The organism is Salinicola lusitanus (assembly GCF_038648475.1).
Lineage (GTDB): Bacteria > Pseudomonadota > Gammaproteobacteria > Pseudomonadales > Halomonadaceae > Salinicola > Salinicola lusitanus.
Genome location: NZ_CP151919.1, coordinates 80,538 through 103,681, shown reverse-complemented (window position 1 = coordinate 103,681; position 23,144 = coordinate 80,538). Strand labels below are relative to the sequence as shown.

Sequence of the window (23,144 nt, the reverse complement as noted above, 5' to 3'; positions counted from 1 at the left end):
GCTTCCGCTACAATGCGTGTCACTTTTTTGAGCAGCGATCGAACCGAGCGCCATGAGCCAGATTCCCCCAGCGGTCCGCGAGCGGGCCAGTGCCCTGCGCCAGCAGTTGGATGACGCCAACTACCATTACTACGTCGAGGATTCGCCGCAGATCACCGACGCCGAATACGACAAGCTGCTGCGCGAGCTGCAGTCGCTGGAAGCCGATCATCCCGGCTTGGTCACGCCGGATTCCCCGACCCAGCGCGTCGGTGCGGCGCCTGCCGATCACTTCCGGGAAATCACCCACGCGGTGCCGATGCTGTCGCTCGACAACGCCTTCAATCAAGAGGAGCTGCGAGCCTTCGTCAAGCGCGCGGCCGACAAGCTCGAGCAGGATCCCGAATCGCTGGCGTTCTGCTGCGAACCCAAGCTCGACGGTCTGGCCGTGTCGCTGGTCTACGAGGACGGCCAACTGGTTCAGGGCGCGACGCGTGGCGACGGCCGTACCGGCGAGGATGTCACCCTCAATCTGCGCACGATTCACTCCATACCGCTCAAGCTACGCGGCAAGTCGGTGCCGTCGCTGATCGAAGTGCGTGGCGAGGTCTACATGCGTCACTCCGGCTTCGAGGCGATGAACGAGCGGGCGCGCGAAAGGGGCGACAAGGTCTTCGCCAATCCGCGCAATGCGGCCGCCGGTAGCCTCCGCCAACTGGACTCATCGATCGCTGCCCAGCGCCCGCTGGAGTTCTGCGCCTACCAGGTAGCGCGACTGGAGGGCGACGATGACGCCCAGTCCCATTCCGACTACCTGAAGCGCCTGCGGGCACTGGGCTTTCGAACCAGCCCGCTGCTGGACGTGGTGGAGGGCGCCAGCGGCGTCGTCGAATTCTGCGAGTCGCTGGGCAAGCGCCGCGAAGGGCTCGATTACGACATCGACGGTGCCGTGCTCAAGGTCGATGACCTGCGCGCGCAGCGCGAGCTGGGATTCGTCTCGCGCGCGCCACGCTGGGCCATTGCGTTCAAGTACCCCGCCCAGGAGCAGACCACGACGCTCAACGACGTGGCCTTTCAGGTCGGCCGCGTCGGTACGCTGACGCCGGTCGCCAAGCTGGAGCCGGTGCAGGTCGCTGGTGTAACGGTCTCCAACGCCACCCTGCACAACATGGACGAGATCGAACGTCTCGGCGTGCGTATCGGCGATACGGTGATCGTGCGCCGTGCCGGCGACGTGATCCCGCAGATCGTCGGGGTCGTCGAATCGCAGCGTCCGACTACGACCCGTGCCATCGAGATGCCCGCCGCGTGTCCGGTCTGTGGTTCGCAGATCGAGCGGCTCGAGGGCGAGGTTGCCGCGCGCTGTTCCGGCGGGCTGTTCTGCCCGGCGCAGCGCAAGGAGGCACTCAAGCACTTCGCCAGCCGCCGCGCGCTGGATATCGATGGCCTGGGCGAGAAGCTGATCGACTTGCTGGTCGAGCGGGACTGGGTCAAGACGCCAGCCGATCTGTTCCGACTACGGGCCGAGCGGCTGGCGGAGTTGCCCCGGCTGGCGGAGAAGTCCGCCAACAATCTGATCGCCTCGCTCGATGCTGCCAAGCGTACGACCCTGGCCAGGTTCGTCTACGCGATCGGGATTCGTGAAGTGGGCGAGGCGACCGCGGCAAGCCTGGCACGTCACTTCGGCTCGCTGCAGGCGTTGCGCGACGCTTCGCTGGAAGCCTTGAAGGCGGTCGACGATGTCGGGCCGGTGGTGGCCCATCACATCCACACCTTCTTCCAGCAGCCCCATAACCAGGAGACGCTGGACGATCTGCGGGCGGTCGGCGTCAGTTGGGATGAGGTCGAGATGGCCGAGCGTCCGCAGCCGCTGGCGGGACAGACCTGGGTGCTGACCGGTAGTCTAGAGAGCATGACTCGGGACGAAGGCAAGGAGCGCCTGCAGGCGCTGGGTGCCAAGGTCGCCGGCAGCGTCTCCAAGAAGACCGCGACCGTCGTCGCCGGCCCCGGCGCCGGCAGCAAGCTGGCCAAGGCCGAGGAACTGGAGGTCGAGGTGATCGACGAGGCGACGTTCATCGGGCGGCTGGAAGCGTGGGAGGCAGGCGCATGAGCGGACGCTTTATCGAGATCCCCCATCGCATGCTGCCGGCGGAGACACTGGACGCACTGCTGGAGACGTTCGTCACCCGGCAGGGCTACGACACCACCGACGTGGCGACGGACATGCACGACTGGGTGCGTGATCTCAAGCGGCAGCTGGAACGAAGCGAGCTGCTGATCGTCCACGACCTGCAGACCGAGAGCACCGAGGTGATGACCCTGGCTCAGTGGCGCAGTTTCGGTCGTGACCTCGCCGACGACGAGGAAGAGGGCTGAGCGTTCATCGACACGTGGTTGGCACTCAGCGAAACGGCGCCCCCGTTCACAACGGGGGCGCCGTTTTACATGGCCACGCCGTCACCCGGCTGGCCTGAGCTGGCGGTTCAGGTAAAGAACAGCGGTACCACGATGCTGGAGATCAGCAGGATCAGCGCACCGCCGAGGCGCGAGGAGATCTGCGCGAACGGCATCAGTTGCATGCGCTTGGCGGCGGAGAGCACGGCGACGTCGCCGGTGCCGCCCATGTTGGCCATGCACAGGCCGGCGGTGATGGCCGATTCGATCGGGTAGAAGCCGACCAGCTTGCCGACCAGGCCCGCGCCGAAGGCGGCACCCGCCACCACGGCAAAGACGATCATCACGTAGGTGATGGAGATCGCATCGATCACCTGGCCGAGGTCGGTGTAGGCGATGCCGATACCGAACAGCAGGGCGAAGGTCCAGTTCTTGGCGACGAACTGAAACCACTGTGCAGCGGCCTCGTTGATTGATTCCGGCACCACGTTGGCGATCTTGAGCACGGCAACCAGAATGATCATCAGCGCGTACGGATGCAGCGGAATGAATCCACCCAGGATTTCACCGGCGACGAAGAAGGTCAGGGCGGCGATGACGCCGATGCCCAGTTTGGAGAGATCCGGCTTGCTTTCGCGCTCTTCGATCTCGACGCCCGGCATCATCTGGCCGTTGCCGGTCAGGCTCGGCATCCGGTTGGCCAGGCCGTTGAGCAGGCCGGCAATGATGATGGCGAAGACGTTGCCCAGCGCCAGCGCCGGCACCAGGATCGAGATGTAGTAGCTGGCGGGCTGGCCCAGCAGTTGCTCGTAGATCTGGCTCATCGGCACCGCACCGGCGCCCATGCCGCCGCCCATGATCGGCAGGGTGATGACCACGACCGCGTCCTGGGGCGAGAATCCCATGACCCAGCCGACGGCGATCGCGAACAGGGCGGCGAACAGCACGGCGCAGATCAGCGGCAGGGCGTAGCGCGAGCCGACCTTGACCAGCACGCGGGAGTCCATGCCCAGGATACTGCCGGTGATCAGCGCGGCGATGTAGAAGTTGAGGAAGCCACCGCTCTTCATGAACTGGGTCACGTTGTCGACGACAGCGGTCGGCAGCCACTGGACGTAGACCAGCGTCGCTGCACCGAAGATGGCCAGGATGGCGCCGCCACCCAGATAGCTCTTGACGATCGGCAGGCGATCGCCGATGAATCCCATCAGTTCGCCCAGGATCATCATGACCAGCAGGGCGCCGATCATGCCGGTGGGTATCGTGTCCGTCGCCATGGAGACGACGAGAACCCCGGCCGCGATGGCGAAGAGGGGAAAGGGAATGCCGAAGATCGGCGTCGACAGCCAGCTGTCTCGACGGCCGGAATCGGACGGCACGGTTTGCGTCACGGTTGAAGTCATGGTTGGCTCCCCAAGGATTTTCGCCCAAAGGGCGGTAGGCGGTATTCTTGCCCCGATGAGCGGTACGCTGCCGAGGATAGAGGCCCCGAGGTGTCGACCAAGTTTTATGAAATTATTAAAGCCTTTAGAAACTATTGAAAGGTATGGGGTGGTGCGCTGCACACCCCCGGCCCGTAAGGTATACCACCATGGTCTAAACGGCGCTCGACCTTGGTCGATAGGCCGGCAGGCGTGCTTTCCCGCCGGCGCCTCCAGCAAGGAGTGGGTAATGAATTCCGGATCGGACCGATGCGGCGGCCAGGTTGGCGTCATGGCCAAACCACGCCAGTCCGCCGAGGATGAGGCGTGAAGCGGCTGCGCCTGAGTGCCCAGATATTCGTCCTGGTCGCCAGCATGATCGTGCTGACGCTCGGCGTCGCGCTGCTGCTTTTCAACTACCAGCTGCGTGCCAATCTGGAGGAGGCCCAGGGGGAGCGTGTGATGGGGCTCGCGGCGGTGCTGGCCGATCGTAACGACGTGCGCTCCGCGCTCATGGCCAGGCCCATCGTCCATGACCCCGATTCCGAGCTGCGGCGGCAGATCGAGGCACTGCGCAGTCGGCTCGGCGTCGATTTCATCACCGTGATGGATCGGAACCATCTGCGCCTGACGCATCCCGACCCCGGCGAGGTCGGGCGTCATTTTCGCGGCGGCGACGAGGGGCCCGCGCTGGATGGCCAGTCCTACGTCTCCCGTTCGGAAGGTACCCTGGGTGTCAGCATCCGGGGTTTCTCGCCCGTCCTCGATGGGCAGGGCGCGGTGATCGGTGCGGTCGCCACCGGGGTCACCCTGACCCGGGTCGGGCTGCTGCTGGCGGAGCGGCGTCAGGTACTGCTGCTGGGCATCGCGTTGCTGATGGTGGTCGGTGCCACGGGCGCCTGGTGTCTGGCACGCTACATCAAGCGGATCCTGCTGGGGTTCGAGCCCCACCAGATATCCCAATGGGTTCAGCAGCGTCAGGCGATGCTGGCCTCGCTGCACGAGGGGGTGCTGGCGATCGATGGCGATTCGGTCATCACCATGGTCAACCCGGCCGCCGGCGAGCTGCTGGATCCGGCGGGCGCCGGCGACGGCTCGGGGATACCCGCAGCCACGCTCGGAGAGCTGTTCGACAGCGGCACGCCCGCCCTCAACCGGCGCTTGACGCTGAACGGTCGCGCCCTGATCGTCAACCGCGTGCCCATCCGCGGCGAGAGGGGCGCGGGGGGGAGCGTGGTGACGTTGCGGGACCGTAGCGAGGTCAACCGGCTGGCCGAGGAGTTGACCGGTGTCAGCCGTTACGCGCAGGCGCTGCGGGCTTCCACCCACGAGTTCAAGAACCGGCTGCACGTCATCCTCGGCCTGGTGCAATTGCGCGACCTGGGACGTCTGGAGCGTTATCTGCGTGAGCTCGACGACACCTTGATCGCGCCGGCCGCGGCGCGGGTCGCCGGGGTTCGGGACCCCGTGCTGGCGGGCTTTCTGCTGGCCAAGGGGAGCGAGGCGAGAGAGCGCCGGGTCGAGCTCGATATCGACCTGCAGAGCGAAATTCCGGCGCCAGATGAAAGCGAGGTCGTGCACCTCTTGGTGTCCATCATCGGCAATCTGCTGGAAAATGCCTTCGAGGCGGTCGCCGGTCGCGAGGTGCGCCAGGTGAGCCTGACCCTGGGTGTCGACGCCGGCGCGCTCTCGTTGCACGTGTCGGACAACGGCAGGGGCATGAGTGACAGCCAGCAGCAGCTTGCCATGGAGCAGGGCGTCTCTTCCAAGGGGGCGGGGCGGGGCTACGGGCTGGCCATGGTCAAGGCCCATGTGGAATCGCTAGGTGGTACGCTGGCGCTCTATTCGACGCCGGGGCGCGGCACGCTGGTCGAGGTGACCGTGCCCTATGTGATGGACGTAATGCAGCTAACCGACGGAGTGACTTGATTCATGCGCGTGCTGGTCGTGGAGGACGATCCAATGGTGATGCGGCTCAACGTCGAGTTCCTCAACCGCATCGACGGCATCGATCTGGTCGCCCAGTGCGAGGATCTGCCGGCGGCGAGAGAGATTCTGGCGCGGGAGACCGTGGACCTGCTGCTGCTCGATGTCTATCTGCGCGAGCACAATGGCCTGTCGCTGGTGCGAGACCTGCGCCGCCAGGCCCGCGATATCCAGATCGTGCTGATCACGGCAGCCTCTGAAATGGAGACCGTGCGAGAGGCCAAACATCTGGGGGTCAGCGACTATCTGGTCAAGCCGTTCGAGTTCGAGCGCTTCAGGGAGGCCCTGACCCGCTGCCTGGACACGCACCAGCGGCTGTCCCGGCTGCCTGCTCGCGCCCATCAGCGTGATCTCGACGCGCTGTTTCGGCGGGAGGCGACCGCCATGCAACCGTCGCGCCCCGGCGATCTGCCCAAGGGCCTCACCGCCAACTCCCTGGCTCAGGTGGCCAGGGCCGTCGCCGAGCAGACGGGGACACCTTTCACTACCGAGACGCTGAGCGAAAATACCGGCATGTCACGGGTGTCGGTGCGGAAATATCTCAAGCACCTGGTGGATCGTGGCGTGCTCGAAGAGTCCTTCCACTACGGTCAGATCGGTCGCCCCTCTTTCACCTATCGCTGCCTCGATGGCGAGACGCTGGCCCTGCTGGGGGAGACCGGCGCCGCGACTCCCTGAGTCAGCGCTCACCGTAACGGGCCTCGGCCGTCGATGAGATCGACGAGCGATGGTCAGGGCTAGGCCCGCTCCCGACGTGCCAACGCACTTCCCGCATCGCACTTCCCGCATCCTTGTGGGTCGCAAGGCAGATACCGGCGGCAAATTGCCAGGAGTGACGATCGGGTCAGCGCCGCTGCACGAAGTGCGAACGAAGGCTGTCGAGAGTCAGAAGCGGATCGGGGCGCGCTCCCGTCGAAGCGGAGTCAATGCGCCTCGGATTCGCTGCACTCGCCCGTTGGGCCGCCATCAGGGCTCTCCGAGCGCTGTCCAGCGAACCGATCGCGACGCCGCGAGAGCTCGGGCAGGCCTCTTTCAGGCGAAACGTAGCCTGCCCGCCGCCTGGATCAGCGGCCTCGAATCAGATCGGCGATGATCCGCCGGCCGGGGTGCAGATGATCGATCAGCTCGCGCTCCAGAGGCATCGGTTCGTCGTGAAGCCTGGAGGCGATCAGCTCGGCGCACAGCGGCGCGCTGACCATGCCCCGGGAGCCGTGTGCGGTGCTCATCCATAGCCCCGGGTAGTGGCGGCCCGGTTGGCTGAACGTACGCCTGGCGTCCTTGCCCAGGGCGGCATAGTCCTGACGCCAGCGATCGAACTCGGGAAGCGGCCCGGCGTAGGGCGTCTTGTCCGGGCTGGCGGCGCGAACGCTGGCACGGCCGCCGCACGCCGCCGGAGAGCGATCCCCCACCGACTCCGCCAGCGCGGGGACCAGGCGCGCCAGTTCATCGAGATTGCGTCGATGATCCGAGCTGCACACCGCATCGTCATCATCGTTGGGCGAAAAGGTCGCGCCGAAGGTCAGCCGTCCCTCGCGAGGCGGCATGACATAGCCCTCGGCGCAGAGAACGCGATCCAGTGCAGGTGCCTCCCCGGAGCCGTGGCCCGGTGCCAGCGACAGCGTGGATATCTGCCCCCGGACCGGCTGTATCGGCAGCCCGTCGAGCCAGTGGCGGCTGGCATGACCGGTGGCGAACACGACCTGGTCGACATGAAGCGACTCCTGCCCCAGCGCCAGCCGCCAGCCGGCGTCCGTCTCCCGCAGTGAATCGAGCCTGGCGTGACGGACCCCGACCCCGGGTGTCGCGGCGAGATGGTGGCAAAGCGCCACGGGGTCGACCCAACCCGCCAGTGGATAGTGCAGCGCGTGCTGATGCAGCGCCACACCGGCGAGTGTCGTCGCCAACGAAGGGTCGCTGGCGGCAACGACGGCCGGCGGCAGCTGATAATGGGCCAGGAAACGTTGCTGGCGTTCGACCTCGCCGGCTTTTCCCGCCAGTTGCAGCAGTCCGCAATCCGACCACCAGCGGCGCTCAGGGTCGAGACGCGCCAGCCAGCGCTGCGTGTAGAGCAGCGCTGCGAGGTAGAACCGGCTCTGGAGGTTGGGCTCGATGGCCATCTTGACGTAGAGCGCGGCCTGGGGATTGCCGGAAGCGCCTGCCGCGATGCCCTCGCGGTCGATCAGGGTCACCTGGCTGCCCCGGCGCGCCAGTGCCGCCGCGACGCTGGTACCCGCGATGCCGGCGCCGATCACCGCCACATGGTCCGCCGGCCTCGGCGGCGGTGGCTGAAACCAGGGAGTGGCCGCTCTGGCCGAGGATCTCCGAGGCGCGCTCGGGGCGGCGGGATCATGCTCGCCCCGCAGCATCTCGCGCTTGCGACCGAATCCCGGCACCTTGCGCCAGCGAAAGCCCGCCGCGCTCAGGCCGCGGCGTACGAAACCGGCGCAGGTGAAGGTGGCGAAGGTGGCGCCCGGCCGACTGGCGGTGGCCATGGCCGTGAACAGTTCGGGTCGCCACATGTCGGGATTCTTCGAAGGCGCGAAGCCGTCGAGAAACCAGGCGTCCACCTGTCCGTCCAGGCGGTCGAGGCAATCGGCCGCATCGCCGAAGTGCAGATCCAGAATGACGCGGGCGTCCAACTGCAGGCGATTGACACCCGCCACCGCCGGTGGCCACTGCTCGAGCAGGGCAGCGGCCTGACGCGACAACTGCGGCCAACTGCGCCAGGCGCGTGCCAGCGCCTCGCGGGTGAGCGGGTGCTTTTCGGTCGAAATCAGGTGCAGTCTTGCATCGGCGGGGGCGTGTTCGTCGAAACAGGTCCAGGCACACACCATGTTGAGCCCGGTGCCGAAGCCCGTCTCGCCGATCGTGAACGGGCGTCGCTCGCGCCAGGCCGCCAACCGCTGCGGCAGGTCGTTGTTGTCGATGAAGACGAAACGCGTCTCCTCGCGGCCATCCTGGCGCGAGAAATAGACATCATCGTAAGCGGTCGAGAACGGCGCTTCGACATCGCCGTCGTCGGCCCGCCAGTCGAGCTCGGCATGTCGTATGGCCTGGCGATGAGAAGTGACCGGCTTGCCGTTCATGGTTTCCACGTCTGGGGATCATCGAACGACCCCTCGGGCAGGGGTCGATGGCGCGTTGTATGAAAATTGAACACTTTTCGCCAGGCGGCGGCTTATCGGGAGCAGAGAAAGACGTCCGCGGGATCTTAACAGCGTTATCCACAGCAGGTGTGCAAAACCGCCACGCCAGCGGTTGTGGATAACCGGTCCGCCGCAGGAGGCCGGGTTACGGAAAGACCCGCTTGAACGGCTTGACCCGGACCTGGGCGTAGACACCGGCAGCGACGTACGGGTCGGTGTCCGCCCAGCGCTGTGCGGCCTCGAGCGAATCGAACTCGGCCACGATCAGGCTACCGCTGAAGCCGGCACTACCCGGATCGTCGCTGTCGACGGCCGGGTGGGGGCCGGCAAGCACGAGTCGGCCTTCCTCTTTCAGCGCTTCCAGACGTTTCAGGTGCTCGGGGCGAGCCGCGAGCCGCTTGTCCAGACTGTCGTCGACATCTTCACTGATAATGGCGTAAAGCATCAGGAGCCTTCCTTCGATTGTGATTGCGAGAGATGACGGGCCAGAAACAGGGCCTGGCCGACCACGAACAGCAGGGTCAGTCCCAGCATGCCGAACAGCTTGAAGTCGACCCAGGTCGCCTCATCGTAATAGCTGAAGACATAGACGTTGAGTGCGGCCATGGCGAAGAAGAACAGCACCCACGCCAGGTTGAGGCGCCGCCAGACGGCCGCCGGCAGCGATACCGCCTTGCCCATCATCCGTTGGACCAGCGTCTGGCCCCCGAACAGCGGCGAGAGCAGAAAGGCGACGCCGAACAGCGCATTGATCACGGTGGGCTTCCACTGAATGAAGGCCGGATTGTGAAAGACGACGGTCGCTGTGGCCGAGACGATCACGATGACCGAGGTGATCAGCAGCATCTTCTCGATGCGGCGCTGGCGCCACCAGACGATGCCCAGTTGCGCGACGGTAGCGGGAATGAGCACCATCGTCGCCATGATGATATCGCCGCTGACATGATAGACGGCGAAGAAGATGGCGATGGGCAGAAAATCGAACAGCAGTTTCATACGGGCTGGGCCTCCGGCGGGTGGTGGTGGCGTGGACGATTGACCCCGTTCGCCGCGGCCCTCACCATAGTCGACCTATTCTGACAAAGACGCTGGCTGGCGTCATGCCCATGAGCGCTTTTCCCACCGATGATCCCGAGGCCAGCTCGACCGTGCTGTCCGATACGCTGGAGAGTATCCAAGGAATCGACCTGCATCTGCATTCCACGGCTTCCGATGGCAAGCTCTCGCCCGCCTCGCTGGTGGACCTGTGTCATGCGCGTGGCTTGACCCATGTCGCCCTGACCGACCACGACACCGTCGACGGCGTCGAGGAGGCGGATGCCCGATGCCGGCTTCACGGTCTCTCCCTGCTGGCGGCGGCCGAACTCTCCTGCCAATGGCGCGGTATCGCCCTGCATATCGTGGCGCTTCTGCCCGAGGGGGTCTCCCCGGTACTGGGGGAGGGATTGAGGACGCTGGGACTCGCCCGCGACAGGCGAGCCCGCGAGATCGCTTATCGCCTGGAGAAGGTCGGCCTCGCCGATGGTCTCGCCAGGGCACGCCAGGAAGCGGGAAGTGAGCGCCCACTGGGGCGGCCGGATTTCGCGGCGGCGCTGGTTGCCGCCGGCGTGGTCCCTGATGTCAAGACGGCGTTCAAGCGTTACCTGGGCACCGGCAAGCGGGGGGACGTCAAGATGCACTGGCCCGAACTGGCCACGGTCGTCGGGTGGATTCGCGATGCCGGCGGGGTCGCCGTCGTCGCGCATCCGCTGCGCTACGGCATGACCCGGCGTAAGCGCGACCTGATGTTCTCGGCCTTCATCGATGCCGGTGGCGAAGCGGCGGAACTGGTCAGCGGCTATCAGAATCCGGACACGACCCACGACCTGGCCCGCCAGCTCGATTTCCACGGGCTCTACGGATCTGTCGGCAGCGACTTCCATTATCCGGGAGGCCCCCTGGCGCCGGGGACGATCAGCCCCCCGCCGCGCTCCCATGTCAGGCCGGTCTGGTGTCACCCGGCGTTGCGACGCTTTGCCGGCGGCGAGTAGCGCCGCGTCTGTTACCCTGTGAAGCAGTAACGGCCCCGAAGACAGCGGCACTCCCGCTAACGGCCGCAGCATTCGGGTTCGGCAGATTTCGACAGCGGTTCCAGGAGAGCGTGAGATGACCCAATTCTTCCAGATTCATTCGCAGAACCCGCAGAAGCGCCTGATCGACCAGGCCATCGAGATCCTTCGCCAGGGCGGCGTGATCGCCTATCCCACCGATTCGGGCTATGCCCTGGGTTGCCGGTTGGGCGAGAAGAAAGCGATCGAGAAGATCAAGTGGCTACGCCAGCTCGACGACCGTCACAACTTCACCCTGGTTTGCTCCGACCTTTCGGAGATCGGCACTTATGCCAAGGTCGACAACAGCGTCTTCCGGCTGCTCAAGTCGCATACCCCCGGCGCCTACACCTTCATCCTCAGCGCCACCAGCGAAGTGCCGAGATTGCTGCTGCATCCCAAGCGCCGGTCGATCGGCGTGCGCGTGCCGGATCACAAGATCACCCATGCGCTGCTCGACGCCCTGGGCGAGCCGCTGATGAGCGTGACCTTGATCCCGGTGGGAGAGACATGGCCGATGACCGATCCGGAAGAGATTCGCGAGCGGCTCGGCGCCCACCTGGACCTGATCATCGACGGCGGCGCCTGCCAGCTGGAGCCGACCACGGTGGTCGATCTGCGCGAGATTCCCCCCGTGGTCGTACGGGAAGGGCGTGGAGATCCGGCCCCCTTCCGCTGAGCGAAGCCACCGGCGGGCTGGCCGCCATCAAGGGCGGGACGTGCGGCGTCCCGCCTCCCGCGCTAGCGAGTCTTCAGGGGCGCCGCCCAGGCCTCGAGATCGGCGTCGCTCCAGCTGCCGTAGCTGGCGTTGGGGAACATGATCCAGTCATCGCCGAAACGGGCATCGTCCTCGGCTACCAGCCGGTGCTGATCCTTCAGGTCGGCGTGATGGAAATCGCTGGAGAAGTCGGCCAGCGAATCGCCCAGTTGCAGGACCAGATCGTGATCGCGCTCGATGGCGGCGCGCCGCTCTCCCTTCGAGGGGCCCAGCAGCCGTACCTGGGCGTCACTGACCTGAGGTAGGTGCAGCGAGCGTAGCGTCGCGAGCGTCGACGCCTTGTTCTCCTCGTAGCGGTCGGAGACATAGAAAATCGTCACGCCCTGGGAATCGGCGTAATTCAGGAACTTGCGCGCACCGGGGATCAACCGTGGGTGGCCCTCGCGCTCCCATACCTTCCAGGTATCCCAACCGGTAAAGTCGTGACAGGCCTGCATGTCGCGAACCAGGAGCGCCGAGTTGTCGATGACGGTCTCGTCCAGGTCGGTCATGATCGCCAGGTTGTCCGCTTCGGGGTGAGCGGCGATCTTCTGCTGCAATCTCGCCGTGGCCAGGGCGTAGCTCTGTCGCTGCAGGGCGTCGACCTCGGCCGACTGCTGCTGGTAGCGAAGGGCCATCGCATAGGCCTCTGGGGCACAGGCATCATCGGCGGCAGCGGCCTGGGAGGTCGAGGCGATACCCAGCATCAAGCCGGTCGTTACCACCCACGAGAGTCGGCGCCGGGTGCCGTTCGTGTCGATCGTGTTGTTGGTCTCGTTCATTGAAACGTCCTTCTGAGCTGGTGGCACGGTGGCCGGGAAGCATGGCAGGGCAGGCCGAAACGTGGCGGCGTATCCCCTTGAGGCATCATGGATCGGCTGACAGCAGGTGGCGACTTCGCTGAAATGCGTACTTCGCCGCTGGTTCCACGCTGTCTAGCCTAGCTCGGCGTGATGTCTCACAAATACCCTCCCATGATATCGGCGCATGGCGCCGCCCGGGAGGGAGCCGGGAGCGCTCTCAAACCGGCAGCGCCTCCTGCGCCTCTTGGTGCCGTTTTACGGGGAGGCGAGGCCGATCATCGGCCAGACCCATGCTATCCGGCTCGGTGCTCGCCGGCTTCTCGGCATCGAGTTCCGCCACTGGCGCCTCCAGCTTGAACCGATTGCTGTGCTCCTGCTGGCGCTGTGCCCGGGCGTCCAGTTCCTGGGTGGCCCTGAGCGTGCGTTCCGCCAGCGCGACGTTACGCTGGGTGGCGATGTCGATGGCGTTGATCGCCTGATCGATCTGATGAATGCCGTCGCGCTGCTGCCGGCACGACAGCGCGATACCCTCCAGCAACTGGCCGAGCTGCTGGCCGGACTGCACGGCGGCGGCCATCGTCTCCCTGGCCTGGGTCAATACCTGGGCGCCTTTCTTGACCTGGAGGTGCGTCCCCTCGATCTGGGCCCGGATGGTCCTGGCGGCTTCGGCGGAGCGTACCGACAGGCTGCGAACCTCTTCGGCCACCACGGCGAACCCGCGACCCTGCGCCCCGGCCCGGGCCGCCTCGACCGATGCATTGAGCGCCAGCAGGTTGGTCTGGAAGGTCAGCGAGTCGATCATTCCGATCACTTCCAGTGATGCCTCGGAGCGGGCCTGAGCCGCCTCGATCTCGGTGACGGCCGTCGAGACCTGGTCGCCGCTGGTATCGATCCGGCGTCGGTTCTCCTCAGATAGCGCCTGGCCCTGGTCGGCATGGTCTGCCGTGTGCGAGACGGTAGCGGTGATCTCCTCCATGCTGGCGGTCGTCTGCTGGAGCGCCTGGGCTTGTTGCCGGCTCTGGTCGTTCAGCGTGTGGCTGGCTTCGGTCAACTCCTGGGCATCACCTCGCACCGCCCGGCTCTCCCGCTGCAGTTGCGAGACCAGCTCCAGCAGCGCGACCTGCATCGCATCCACGCCGGACTTGAGCAGCCGCATCTCCCTCACGCCTCGGGTCGACAGGCGCCGGCTGAGGTCGCCCTGGGCGATGTCGGCGCAGTGTCGCCTCACGTCGCCCAGCGGGCGCAGCAGATGGCGCTGGAACATGAAGAAGGCGAACAGGATCAACGCCAGCGTGACCACGGCCGCCGCAGTCAGCCCCACCTGCAGGAGATGCACGTCGCGCTTCATGGCGGCCGCTCCCGCCACCGCATTGGCTTTGGCGGTGGCGGACAGGCTGGCAAGGCTGGCATCCACCGCGGCGGTCAGGTCGTTGGCCTGCTTCACGCTGGCTTGGTAGGCCGAGACATTCCACGCCTTCAGCGTATCGAAGCCGGGCTGGATGCCGTCGTCGATCAGCGCCTGGAAGCGATCGGCGAGATTGCTGCCCGGCGAGTCCGGGGCTGCCGGGGGCATCTCCGCGAGGCGCTGCTTCGCGCTCGCGAGGGTGGCCTGGGCCTGGGCCCAGGTCTGCTTGGCGGGCTTGACGCGCAGGCGGTTGTAATCGGTCTGATAGCTGTCCAGCAGGACTCGGGTCTGCAGCAGTTCGGCATAGAGTTCGCGCGCCATCCCGAGCTGCACCACATTGAGGGTGTAGACCGAATCGAAGGCGTTTCGCGCCTGTTTCATGGCGAGATAGCTGCCGCCGCCGATGACCGACATCAGCAGCGCGAACAGCAGCAGCATGGCCACGAGGCCGCTGCGGAGCGTAGGACGAAGCGATTGCATGACAACTCCCGATGATGACGAACAGCCTGACGCGGCATCGTGGGAGTCTGTCGGGTTTGCGTCACAGTTTGATGACAAAAGTTAACGTCACGGTCACCCCAAGGCCTCAATCGCCTTTCGCGTCCGCCTCGGGAGAATCCGGCGCCGTGTCGGCAGTTTCGGCGGAAGACGCATGGGGATCCTCGGTCTCTTCGTCGAGCCAGGTGCCGCAGAAACGGCAGTACTTGGACCCGCGTTCGTGTCCCTCGTGACCGCAGCCCGGGCAGGCTTCCTCGGAGTAGCGCTCGCGCTGGATCGATCGAATCACCTCGGCGGAGAAGACTCCGGTGGGGACGGCGATGATCGAATAGCCGAGAATCATCATGACGGCAGAGATGAACTGCCCCAGTGGCGTCACCGGCGCGATATCACCGTATCCGACGGTGGTCAGCGTGACGATCGCCCAGTACATGGCCCTCGGCATGCTGGTGAAACCGGCCTCCGGCGGCTCGATCATGTAGATCAACGCGCCGAAGATGGTGATGATCAGCAATATGGTCGTCAGGAACAGCAGGATCTTGCGCTGGCTGCGCTGCAGCGCCTCCACCAGCACGCGACCCTCGCCGACGAACTCCATCAGTCGCAGGACCCGGAACACGCGCAGCACCCGCAGCACCCTGACCACCAGCAGCGATTGTGCGCCGGGTATGAACAGGGCGAGCCAAGTCGGGAGTATGGCGAGCAGGTCCAGCACCCCGTAGAAGCTGCGCAGGTAGCGCAGTGGGCGGTCGAGGCAGTAGAGCCTGAGCACCAGCTCCAGCGTGAAGATCAGGGTGAATCCCCACTCGATGAAATAGAAGATTCTCCCGTAGCGTGCATGCAGACCCGGCACGCTATCGAGAAAGACGGTTCCCACGCTCACCAGGATCAGCGTGATCAGAACGATGTCGAAAGCCTTCGCTTGCGGTGTGTCCGATTCGAAGATGATTTGAAACAGCCGCTTGCGTAGCAGTGAATCGCCCGATTGCATCAAGTCAGTTCCTGTCCCTGGTGATAGGTGGCGCGTCGAGTGCGCTCGATAATGGATGTAGACGGCGCTCAACTTCGTGATTCGGCCGCCGATAATGCTAATGATACTTCGAGAACGCCGGCGGCCATCGCCTGCATCCTGCGGAAAGCGACCAAGTCGCCTGACGCCGCTGACCGATGTCGGAGCGGTAACAGACTCCAGAGTGGTCTTGCCATGATCGGATTGATTCAGCGCGTCCTCATCGACCATATCGAAACCCGCTACGGCCCCTCGGTCGTCGACTCCATCGCCGCCCAGGCCGGCCTGGTCTCGTTGGGGCGGCGGATCGACGTCGATTACGACGATGCCGATACGCTGGCTTTCTTCGCGGCCGCTGGCGATTACCTGCAACTCGACCATGAGGCGTTGATGGCGTTGTATGCGGACCTGTTCGTCAAGTGGACACGTCGACACTATCCCATGTTCTTCTCGATGGCAGAGTCGGCGCAAGCCTTCCTGACCCGTCAGCCTGCCATCCATGCCTCGCTCGGTGCCGGCATTCGCGATCCCGAACTCCGGGGCCGGGTCAGCGACAAGTTTCGTATCGTCGAGCAGGCACCGTCGCGGCTGGTGGTGGAGTATCGCTCGGGCAACGGGCTCTGCTCGCTCTATCACGCGCTGTTTGCGCGAATTCTCGAGGAGTATGCGCAAACCGGCACCATCGTGGAGACCCGGTGTCGACATCGGGGCGATGACGGTTGCCGTTTCGAGATGACCTTCAGGGAGGCGCCGGTGCCATGAGTGAAGCATCCTTGACCGGCGCCGAAGCGCGCGAGCGGGATCTGATCGCGGAGATCGACTCCCTCAGCAACCAGCTGTGTCAGGCGGTCGATGGCCAGTTCGAGTTTCACGTCCACACCGACAGCGATGAGATCGCGCTGCAGAAGATGGCGCAACTCAACAATTTCGTGCTCGATTCGGTGCGTCGCACGATCCGCGATCTCAAGACGTCCCGCGATGAGCTGGAAAACCGGGTGCAGGAGCGAACCCAGCGCCTGAACCTGGTACTGACGGCGACCAACGACGGGGTCTGGGAGTGGGATATCGATAGCGGCCAGCTCATGCTCTCTCAACGGTGGTCGAGCATGCTGGGGCTGCCGCATGACGAAGGACGGCGTGGACTCGACGACTGGCTGGCGCTCATCCACGAAGACGACCGCGCCGACGTGCAGCGGTCGCTCTATCAGCATCTCGACGGCCTGACCGCCTCGGTGACCGTCGAATACCGCATCCGCGACGCGCGCGGCGCCTGGCGGATGGTGTTGTGCCGAGGCCTGTGCCAGCGCAACGAGCGCGGGGTGGCCGTCCGCATGGCCGGCACCCAGACCGATACCACGGAGCAGCGGCTCGGCGATCCGATGACGCTGCTGCCCAACGGTGCCTATCTCGAACTGCTCCTGCAGGAGTGTCTGGTGCGCTCTCCGCTGCCACCGCTGGCGCCGGTCAAATTCCAGCTGCTCAACGTGGCGTCGTTGTTCGACGGTATCGCCGTCGACGATGCCGTCGGTGCCCTGCGCAGGCTGGTCCAGCGAATGCGCCAGCAGTTGCCACCGAGAGTGGCATTGATCGCGCTACCGGAGCATACCTTCGCCATGGTGTTCGAGACCGACGAGGTTGCGCGGCTGGACGAAGCCCTCGAACCGCTCGAGGCGTTGCTTTCGCAGCCGGTGGAGATCGACGGGCAGCAGGTCTGGCTGTCGCATGTCAGCGGGGTGGCCGTGCTCGATCCAGCCGAACCGGTTAGCGTGGACGAGTGGCGTCATCAGTCCCGCCTGGCGCTGGCCAACGCGCGCCTTTCCGACGTCGGTTCGCGACGCTACTACAGCGAGTCGCTACGCCAGTGGGAGCGCCAGAGCAGCCGTGCGGAACAGTTGATCCGCGGGGCATTGGCGACGAACGGCGTGCGCTGCTTCGTGCAGCCGATCGTCGATTCATCGACGGGGGAGGTCCGCGGCTTCGAGGCCTTGATGCGGCTGCACGATCCGACGGAGGGCATCGTGGCGCCGGCGAGTTTCATCGAGGTCGCGGAGCGCTCCGGGCTGATCGCGCCGCTGTGGGAGATGCTGATGGAGCAGGCACTGCCGCTGCTGCGGGACGACATCGTGCGCGAGCGTTTCGGCGGTGACTTCCTGCTGAGCGTGAACCTGTCCACCCGTCAGTTGATGGATCCGGGGTTGCTCGATGACATGATCGCGGCATCGAGGCGCCACGGGGTGCCCCTTACCCGGCTGCAGATCGAGGTGACCGAAACCTCGGTGCTCAGCGACCCCATCAAGGCGTTCCGCAGCCTGGATCGGATTCGGGAGGCCGGCATCCGCGTCGCCCTCGACGATTTCGGCAGCGGCTACTCTTCGCTGGCCCAGCTGACCTCGATGCCCATGGATACGGTCAAGATCGATCGCGAACTGGTGATGAACGTCACCTCGTTGCCCCGCAAGCGCCACGTGCTGTCGGCGGTGGTCGCACTCTGCCAGCGTCTCGATTACGGCATCGTCGTCGAGGGCGTCGAGGAGCGGGAGACCCTGGAGATCCTGCACGACTGGGGCGCTACCGATATCCAGGGCTACATCTACTCCCGACCGCTGCCGCTGGACCGCCTGGTGCAGGACTTTCGGCCGCCCAAGCCTTACCTGGCCGGCCTGTCTTGCGTGTCACGGACTCGCGGGACATCGCTCCCCGCGCCCTGAGCGACGCTTCTGGATCGGGCCCGGCTCCAGCAGGCTCGGCGCCAGCTTCAGGTCTTCCGGCAGCTACTGGTCCGACGCTTGTGCGGCCAGTTGCCGAAGGGCCAGCCAGTCCCGGCTTCGCCAGGGAACGTTTCCGTCACGCAGGTCCGCCAGGATTCGCTCGCCGGCCTCCCGGCACGAGGCGTCTTCGTCGATGGCCCAGCGCTCGATCAGTCGCTCGCACTGGGCTTCGGCATTGGCGAGCCAGGCGCGGTCCTGGCTGTCCTGCCAGCTATCGATGGCGTCGATCAGCGAATCCACCGAGGGGGGTTCCGGGTTTGTCGGCTCCGGCCAGCGACTGGCAAGACAGGAGGCCCTGCTGGCCTTGCTGTGATTGGCCGGGCGTGCCGGCAGGGGCGCTGTGGAGGCATCGGCTGGCGCGCACAAGGCGTTGGCCAGCGTCCACAGGCATGCGGGCTCCCCCCGCTTGAGCTCGAGTTCGAGCTCGCGGATCGGCAGAGTGGCGGCACCGACATCAATGGCGCCCTGGTCGAGGGCGATCTCGATCTCACCCTCGTCATCCCGGTAGTGCCAGAGTCGGCGCTCGAAGTCGGTCGTGAAGACCGGGCGAAGCGTCTCCAGCGCCAGCCCGGAAAGGGCGGGGTGCTCCAGCGCGCGAAGTCCCTGCACGTCGAGGCCGGCGGCATTGCACTCGACCCCATCCAGCGACCACTCCCATTCGCCGCGACTCGACAGGCCGCCGTGGCTCTGCGCGGCGCTCTTGAGCGTCTGCAGGCGCCGCTCGCCCTGGCGCCTGACGCGAAGGGCGACGCGTCGCGACCGCAGGGCCGATTCGGCGGTGTCGTAGTACTGGTTGCCCAGCGAAACCGTGCGGGAGGTCAACGTGCGGAGCAGCGGATGCTCGATCAGCAGGGCGGGGCCCTCGGATGATAGCGCCAGTTTGAGTTCGATCTCTTCGCTCATGCAGCTTCCTGATGGTGGCCGGTCATGGGTTGCCGGTCTGAAGTCTCCCGTCCGGGAGCGGTGGTGGGATCGCTCGCTCCGAGGCCGGGCCGAGGCGGAACATGAATTTTTCATGACGCATCCGGACGCAATCATTATACTGGCGCCGCCACTTCCAACGCATCCAGGCCACGTTATGGTGAGTACCAATCCGTTCTCGGCGCTGTTTGGACGATCGCCGTTCCAACCGCTCCTGGCTCACATCGTCAAGACCAGCGAATGCGCCGGCCAGTTGCTGCCTTTCTTCGATGCCGCGCTGGGGGGCGACTGGGAAGAAGCTCGCAAGTATCGCGAGGCGATCACCCGGCTCGAACACGAAGCGGACGAGCTCAAGACGCAACTGCGCCTCAATCTGCCCAACACCATGTTTCTGCCGGTATCGCGTTCCGATCTGCTGGAGCTGATCAGCGTTCAGGACAAGATCGCCAACAAGGCCCGGGATATCACCGGGATCATGCTCGGTCGCAACATGAGCATTCCCGAGCCGCTGGCGGAGCCGATGCGCGACTACCTGCGGACCGCCGTGGATACCGTCGACCAGGCGCGCAAGGCGCTGGAAGAACTCGAGGACCTGCTCGAGTCTGGCTTCGGTCGCAATGTCTCCGACGTGATGCACGAACTGATCAGGGAGCTGCACGATCTCGAGCACCAGGCCGACGACCAACAGGTCGCGATCCGCCGCCAGCTGTTCCAGCTCGAGGCGGAGCTGCCACCGGTCGATGTGATCTTCCTCTATAAAATCATCGAATGGATCGGTGAGTTATCCGACCGCGCCGAGCGCGTGGGTAGCCGCCTGCAGATACTGACGGCCCGCTGAACGCGGGTCTTCGTCATTCTACGCCTTCGTCACGCCACTCAAGCGAACAAAGCCTATGTCCATCATTGCGCAATACGGTGATGTCTTCATCATTCTCGCCTGTGTCTTTGGTTTCTTCATGGCATGGGGGGTTGGTGCCAATGATGTCGCCAATGCCATGGGAACCTCGGTCGGCTCCAAGGCGATCACCATCAAGCAGGCGATCATCATCGCGGTGATCTTCGAATTCCTCGGCGCCTGGCTGGCCGGGGGGCAGGTCACCGAGACGATCCGCAAGGGCATCATCGACCCCGGCCTGCTGGAGAGTGATCCCCAGATGCTGATCTACGGCATGCTGGCGTCGCTGCTGGCGGCCGGATCGTGGTTGATGATCGCGTCCATGAAGGGCTGGCCGGTCTCCACCACCCACTCCATCGTCGGCGCCATCGTCGGGTTCGCGGTAGCCGGGCTCGGGGTCCAGTCGGTCAACTGGGGGTCGGTGGGAACGATCGCACTCAGTTGGATCACCTCGCCGCTGATCGCGGGGGTGTTCGCCTTCATGCTGTTCCGTTCCGTGCAGGTGCTGATCTTCGACAACCCCGATCCGTTCGCGGCGGCCAAGCGCTACGTGCCGGGGTATATCTTCCTGGTCGGTTTCATCGTCTCGATGGTGACCCTGGTCAAGGGGCTCTCCCACGTCGGCCTGCACCTGACCTTCGGCGAGAGCCTGCTGTTGGCGGTGGCGTTCGGCGTTGTCATCATGATGTTCGGCCTGCTGCTGGAAAACCGCATCAATCGCGGCGATCGGCGGGCTCGCAGCAACTACGACTTCTCCAGCGTGGAGCGCATCTTCGGCGTGTTGATGATGTTCACCGCCTGCGCCATGGCCTTCGCGCACGGCTCGAACGACGTCGCCAACGCGGTCGGCCCGCTGGCGGCGGTCATCAGCGTGGTCGAGAACAGCGGCAGCGTGACCGGCTCGGCCACCATGCCGTGGTGGGTCCTGGTACTCGGCGGCGGCGGGATCGTGGTAGGACTCGTGACCTATGGCCACAAGGTCATCGCCACCGTCGGCACCGGGATCACCGAGCTGACCCCGAGCCGCGGTTTCGCGGCGACGCTCTCCGCCGCTTCCACCGTCGTGCTGGCCTCCGGGACCGGCTTGCCGATCTCGACCACGCACACGCTGGTCGGCGCGGTACTCGGGGTGGGGCTGGCGCGCGGCATGGCGGCACTCAACCTGCGCGTGCTCGGCTCGATCGTGCTCTCCTGGCTGATCACCCTGCCGGCTGGCGCGCTACTCTCCATCGCCTTCTTCTTCATGTTCAAGGGCATGTTCGGCTGACGGCTCGCGCTGCGCCGCAACGCTCCGTAAGCGACGGGCCGGTCTACCGGCCCGGAGACGCTCTGGTATAGTTGGCGCAGACTCGTCAGAGCCCTGTCTCACTGCCGGAGCGTCAACCCCTTGGACTCGCGTTTTCCCTTCGTCGACTGGTTTCGCCACTCATCGCCCTACGTCAATGCCCACCGTGGCAAGACCTTCGTCATTCTGGTGGAGGGCGAGGCGATGGCGTCGTCGTGGCGGGGGCAGTTGCTGCAGGATCTGGCACTGGTACACACCCTGGGCGTGAGGGTGGTGCTCGTCTACGGCATTCGGCCCCAGGTCGCCGCCGCTCTCGAGCGTGCCGAGATCGAGCCGGTTCACGTCGACGGACGCTGGGTGGCCGATCGCGAGATCATGGATCATGTCGAGCGGATCGCGGCGGTCCACCGACTCGAGCTGGAGGCCCAGCTCTCCCTGGGGCTGCCCAACACACCGTTGCACGGCGTGGAGCTGACGGCGGTTTCCGGCAACCTGGTCTCGGCCAAGCCGCTGGGCGTGCGCGGCGGCGTGGATTTCGACCACAGCGGGGAAGTGCGTCGGGTCCGAAGCGAGGCCATCGAGAGCCTGCTCGCCGGCGGCAACCTGGTGATCCTGCCTCCCCTGGGCTACTCCCGTACGGGAGAGGTCTTCGACCTCGATGCCTCGGAGATCGCCCAGCACGTGGCGGTCTCGCTCAAGGCCGACAAGCTGATCCTGCTCGGCGAGTCGGCCGGACTGCACGACGACGACGGCCAGTTGCAGCGCCAGTTGACCCCCGACGAGGCCGATATCCTGCGCGAACGGGCCAGCCCCGGCAGCGAACTCTCCCGCCACCTCAGTGCCGCCTGCGGCGCGGCCCGCCACGGCGTTGGCCGTACCCACCTGCTCTCGTGGCGCGATCATGACGCCCTGCTCGGCGAGCTGTTCACCCGCGATGGCGTCGGCACCATGATCACCCAGAATCGCTACGAGCTGCTGCGCCAGGCCGTGCTGGATGACGTCGGTGGCCTGCTGGCCCTGCTCAAGCCGCTCGAGGCCAGTGGCATGCTGGTGGCTCGGACCCGCGAGCGGCTCGAACACGAGATCGAGGATTACGTGGTGATCGACCGCGACGGCATGGCGATCGGCTGTGCGGCGCTGCATGGCTACGCTGAAGCGAAGATGGGAGAACTCGCCTGTCTGGCCGTGCACACCGATTATCGCCGGGGAACTCGAGGGGAAACGTTGCTGACCGAGATAGAGCGGCGCGCGCGTCGCCGAGGGTTCACCCAGTTGTTCGCCCTGACCACCCATACCACCCACTGGTTCGTGGAACGCGGCTTCTCGCTCGCCACGCCGGAAGCGCTGCCGGACCTCAAGCGCGGGACCTACGATCAGGCCCGGCGCTCCAAGGTGCTGCTCAAGTCGCTGTAAAGCGACACCTGAACCGGCCGGTTTGCCGTCATGGTGTCTCCAATCGACGACGCATCAAGTCTTTGATTTTGTTGAGATATGAGAAATAGGGTCGAAAAGCGTCGGTCAAAGCCGACGTTTTCGACCCTTTTTTTCGGCCCTCCGCGGCAATCGGCAACTGGCGGCCCGGAAGATGGAAAGTGTGTTTTTTTAAGTTATTGATATTGTTTGATTTTTAAAATATTGGCACGTCTATCGCAATAACTAGGTCGAGAGCGACGAGACGATGTCTTCGGACTCGGCTCGCCGAATCCTGTCAGGTGCCTCGACTACCCTGTGCAGGGCCTTCAGGATTCGTCAGCGTCCGCTCCACGCGATGTGTGACTTAGGTTGCGATG

At 65.3% G+C, this 23,144-nt stretch carries 19 protein-coding genes; 11 read left to right on the top strand and 8 right to left on the bottom strand.

Translation table 11 applies throughout. The features are described from left to right. Positions 1-52: 52 nt before the first annotated feature. Both ligA and AAGT95_RS00450 read left to right on the top strand, forming a co-directional pair. On the top strand, positions 53-2,089 hold the full coding sequence (gene ligA / locus AAGT95_RS00455; protein WP_342595165.1) for an NAD-dependent DNA ligase LigA: 2,037 nt from the start codon (positions 53-55) through the stop codon (positions 2,087-2,089). Beyond that, positions 2,086-2,355, top strand: coding sequence for a YheU family protein (locus tag AAGT95_RS00450; RefSeq protein WP_087718155.1), 270 nt, complete (start codon positions 2,086-2,088; stop codon positions 2,353-2,355). The genes ligA and AAGT95_RS00450 overlap by 4 nt, the downstream gene beginning before the upstream one ends. Positions 2,356-2,462: 107 nt before the next feature. Here the strand turns inward: AAGT95_RS00450 and AAGT95_RS00445 are convergent, their stop codons facing one another. Then, on the bottom strand, positions 2,463-3,776 hold the full coding sequence (locus AAGT95_RS00445; protein WP_342595164.1) for a 2-hydroxycarboxylate transporter family protein: 1,314 nt from the start codon (positions 3,774-3,776) through the stop codon (positions 2,463-2,465). 345 nt (positions 3,777-4,121) lie between these two features. Between AAGT95_RS00445 and AAGT95_RS00440 the strand changes: the two genes are divergently transcribed. Both AAGT95_RS00440 and AAGT95_RS00435 read left to right on the top strand, forming a co-directional pair. Then, positions 4,122-5,723 carry an ATP-binding protein gene (locus tag AAGT95_RS00440; protein WP_342595163.1) on the top strand — a complete coding sequence of 534 codons (1,602 nt, stop codon included), beginning with the start codon at positions 4,122-4,124 and terminating at the stop codon, positions 5,721-5,723. Between the two features lie 3 nt (positions 5,724-5,726). Then, positions 5,727-6,458 carry a response regulator gene (locus tag AAGT95_RS00435; protein ID WP_342595162.1) on the top strand — a complete coding sequence of 244 codons (732 nt, stop codon included), beginning with the start codon at positions 5,727-5,729 and terminating at the stop codon, positions 6,456-6,458. A gap of 386 nt (positions 6,459-6,844) precedes the next feature. Here the strand turns inward: AAGT95_RS00435 and mnmC are convergent, their stop codons facing one another. From mnmC to AAGT95_RS00420, 3 genes are all read right to left on the bottom strand, one after another. Further along, the gene (gene mnmC / locus AAGT95_RS00430; RefSeq protein WP_342596566.1) at positions 6,845-8,866 is read right to left on the bottom strand and encodes a bifunctional tRNA (5-methylaminomethyl-2-thiouridine)(34)-methyltransferase MnmD/FAD-dependent 5-carboxymethylaminomethyl-2-thiouridine(34) oxidoreductase MnmC; all 2,022 of its coding nucleotides are present in this window, start codon (positions 8,864-8,866) and stop codon (positions 6,845-6,847) included. 205 nt (positions 8,867-9,071) lie between these two features. Then, positions 9,072-9,371 (bottom strand): YciI family protein, encoded by a 300-nt coding sequence (locus tag AAGT95_RS00425; RefSeq protein ID WP_110598849.1) that lies wholly within the window; start codon positions 9,369-9,371, stop codon positions 9,072-9,074. After that, entirely contained in the window at positions 9,371-9,922 is a 552-nt protein-coding gene (locus tag AAGT95_RS00420; protein WP_110598847.1) for a septation protein A, read from the bottom strand. The genes AAGT95_RS00425 and AAGT95_RS00420 overlap by 1 nt, the downstream gene beginning before the upstream one ends. Before the next feature lie 110 nt (positions 9,923-10,032). Between AAGT95_RS00420 and AAGT95_RS00415 the strand changes: the two genes are divergently transcribed. After that, the gene (locus tag AAGT95_RS00415; protein ID WP_342595161.1) at positions 10,033-10,956 is read left to right on the top strand and encodes a PHP domain-containing protein; all 924 of its coding nucleotides are present in this window, start codon (positions 10,033-10,035) and stop codon (positions 10,954-10,956) included. 115 nt (positions 10,957-11,071) lie between these two features. Beyond that, positions 11,072-11,692, top strand: coding sequence for an L-threonylcarbamoyladenylate synthase (locus AAGT95_RS00410; protein WP_110598846.1), 621 nt, complete (start codon positions 11,072-11,074; stop codon positions 11,690-11,692). A 62-nt stretch (positions 11,693-11,754) separates the two neighbouring features. Here the strand turns inward: AAGT95_RS00410 and AAGT95_RS00405 are convergent, their stop codons facing one another. The 3 genes from AAGT95_RS00405 to AAGT95_RS00395 form a co-directional block, all read right to left on the bottom strand. Further along, a complete protein-coding gene (locus AAGT95_RS00405; protein WP_425353326.1) occupies positions 11,755-12,552 on the bottom strand; it encodes a 5'-nucleotidase, lipoprotein e(P4) family in 798 nt (265 codons plus the stop codon). 238 nt (positions 12,553-12,790) lie between these two features. Continuing rightward, entirely contained in the window at positions 12,791-14,458 is a 1,668-nt protein-coding gene (locus AAGT95_RS00400) for a methyl-accepting chemotaxis protein (protein ID WP_342595160.1), read from the bottom strand. Positions 14,459-14,564: 106 nt separating this feature from the next. Beyond that, positions 14,565-15,467 carry an ion transporter gene (locus AAGT95_RS00395; protein WP_342595159.1) on the bottom strand — a complete coding sequence of 301 codons (903 nt, stop codon included), beginning with the start codon at positions 15,465-15,467 and terminating at the stop codon, positions 14,565-14,567. Positions 15,468-15,680: 213 nt separating this feature from the next. On the opposite strand from AAGT95_RS00395, the gene AAGT95_RS00390 reads away from it, so the two are divergent. Together AAGT95_RS00390 and AAGT95_RS00385 are read left to right on the top strand one after the other, a co-directional pair. After that, a complete protein-coding gene (locus AAGT95_RS00390; protein WP_342595158.1) occupies positions 15,681-16,247 on the top strand; it encodes a heme NO-binding domain-containing protein in 567 nt (188 codons plus the stop codon). After that, entirely contained in the window at positions 16,244-18,193 is a 1,950-nt protein-coding gene (locus AAGT95_RS00385) for an EAL domain-containing protein (protein WP_342595157.1), read from the top strand. Before AAGT95_RS00390 ends, AAGT95_RS00385 begins: the two co-directional genes overlap by 4 nt. A 63-nt stretch (positions 18,194-18,256) precedes the next feature. On the opposite strand, the gene AAGT95_RS00380 is transcribed toward AAGT95_RS00385, so the two are convergent. After that, positions 18,257-19,156, bottom strand: coding sequence for a CYTH domain-containing protein (locus tag AAGT95_RS00380; RefSeq protein ID WP_342595156.1), 900 nt, complete (start codon positions 19,154-19,156; stop codon positions 18,257-18,259). Between the two features lie 175 nt (positions 19,157-19,331). Between AAGT95_RS00380 and AAGT95_RS00375 the strand changes: the two genes are divergently transcribed. The 3 genes from AAGT95_RS00375 to argA all read left to right on the top strand — a co-directional run bounded on the left by AAGT95_RS00375 (position 19,332) and on the right by argA (position 22,767). After that, positions 19,332-20,012, top strand: a complete 681-nt coding sequence (locus tag AAGT95_RS00375) for a TIGR00153 family protein (protein ID WP_110598834.1) — start codon at positions 19,332-19,334, stop codon at positions 20,010-20,012. 55 nt (positions 20,013-20,067) lie between these two features. Continuing rightward, complete coding sequence (locus AAGT95_RS00370) at positions 20,068-21,336, top strand: inorganic phosphate transporter (protein WP_110598833.1); 1,269 nt, start codon at positions 20,068-20,070, stop codon at positions 21,334-21,336. A gap of 120 nt (positions 21,337-21,456) precedes the next feature. Further along, positions 21,457-22,767: an amino-acid N-acetyltransferase gene (gene argA / locus AAGT95_RS00365; protein WP_110598831.1), complete on the top strand. Its 1,311-nt coding sequence runs from the start codon at positions 21,457-21,459 to the stop codon at positions 22,765-22,767. The last annotated feature ends 377 nt before the right edge of the window (positions 22,768-23,144 follow it).

What these genes read in the sequence shown, in the direction of transcription:
- AAGT95_RS00370 (WP_110598833.1), top strand. Translation starts at nt 20,068, where the DNA reads ATGTCCATCATTGCGCAATACGGTGATGTCTTCATCATTCTCGCCTGT.
- AAGT95_RS00445 (WP_342595164.1), bottom strand. Translation starts at nt 3,776, where the DNA reads ATGACTTCAACCGTGACGCAAACCGTGCCGTCCGATTCCGGCCGTCGA.
- mnmC (WP_342596566.1), bottom strand. Translation starts at nt 8,866, where the DNA reads ATGAACGGCAAGCCGGTCACTTCTCATCGCCAGGCCATACGACATGCC.
- AAGT95_RS00385 (WP_342595157.1), top strand. Translation starts at nt 16,244, where the DNA reads ATGAGTGAAGCATCCTTGACCGGCGCCGAAGCGCGCGAGCGGGATCTG.
- AAGT95_RS00410 (WP_110598846.1), top strand. Translation starts at nt 11,072, where the DNA reads ATGACCCAATTCTTCCAGATTCATTCGCAGAACCCGCAGAAGCGCCTG.
- AAGT95_RS00390 (WP_342595158.1), top strand. Translation starts at nt 15,681, where the DNA reads ATGATCGGATTGATTCAGCGCGTCCTCATCGACCATATCGAAACCCGC.
- AAGT95_RS00400 (WP_342595160.1), bottom strand. Translation starts at nt 14,458, where the DNA reads ATGCAATCGCTTCGTCCTACGCTCCGCAGCGGCCTCGTGGCCATGCTG.
- AAGT95_RS00375 (WP_110598834.1), top strand. Translation starts at nt 19,332, where the DNA reads ATGGTGAGTACCAATCCGTTCTCGGCGCTGTTTGGACGATCGCCGTTC.
- AAGT95_RS00425 (WP_110598849.1), bottom strand. Translation starts at nt 9,371, where the DNA reads ATGCTTTACGCCATTATCAGTGAAGATGTCGACGACAGTCTGGACAAG.
- ligA (WP_342595165.1), top strand. Translation starts at nt 53, where the DNA reads ATGAGCCAGATTCCCCCAGCGGTCCGCGAGCGGGCCAGTGCCCTGCGC.
- AAGT95_RS00450 (WP_087718155.1), top strand. Translation starts at nt 2,086, where the DNA reads ATGAGCGGACGCTTTATCGAGATCCCCCATCGCATGCTGCCGGCGGAG.
- AAGT95_RS00435 (WP_342595162.1), top strand. Translation starts at nt 5,727, where the DNA reads ATGCGCGTGCTGGTCGTGGAGGACGATCCAATGGTGATGCGGCTCAAC.
- AAGT95_RS00395 (WP_342595159.1), bottom strand. Translation starts at nt 15,467, where the DNA reads ATGCAATCGGGCGATTCACTGCTACGCAAGCGGCTGTTTCAAATCATC.
- AAGT95_RS00415 (WP_342595161.1), top strand. Translation starts at nt 10,033, where the DNA reads ATGAGCGCTTTTCCCACCGATGATCCCGAGGCCAGCTCGACCGTGCTG.
- AAGT95_RS00420 (WP_110598847.1), bottom strand. Translation starts at nt 9,922, where the DNA reads ATGAAACTGCTGTTCGATTTTCTGCCCATCGCCATCTTCTTCGCCGTC.
- AAGT95_RS00405 (WP_425353326.1), bottom strand. Translation starts at nt 12,552, where the DNA reads ATGAACGAGACCAACAACACGATCGACACGAACGGCACCCGGCGCCGA.
- AAGT95_RS00380 (WP_342595156.1), bottom strand. Translation starts at nt 19,156, where the DNA reads ATGAGCGAAGAGATCGAACTCAAACTGGCGCTATCATCCGAGGGCCCC.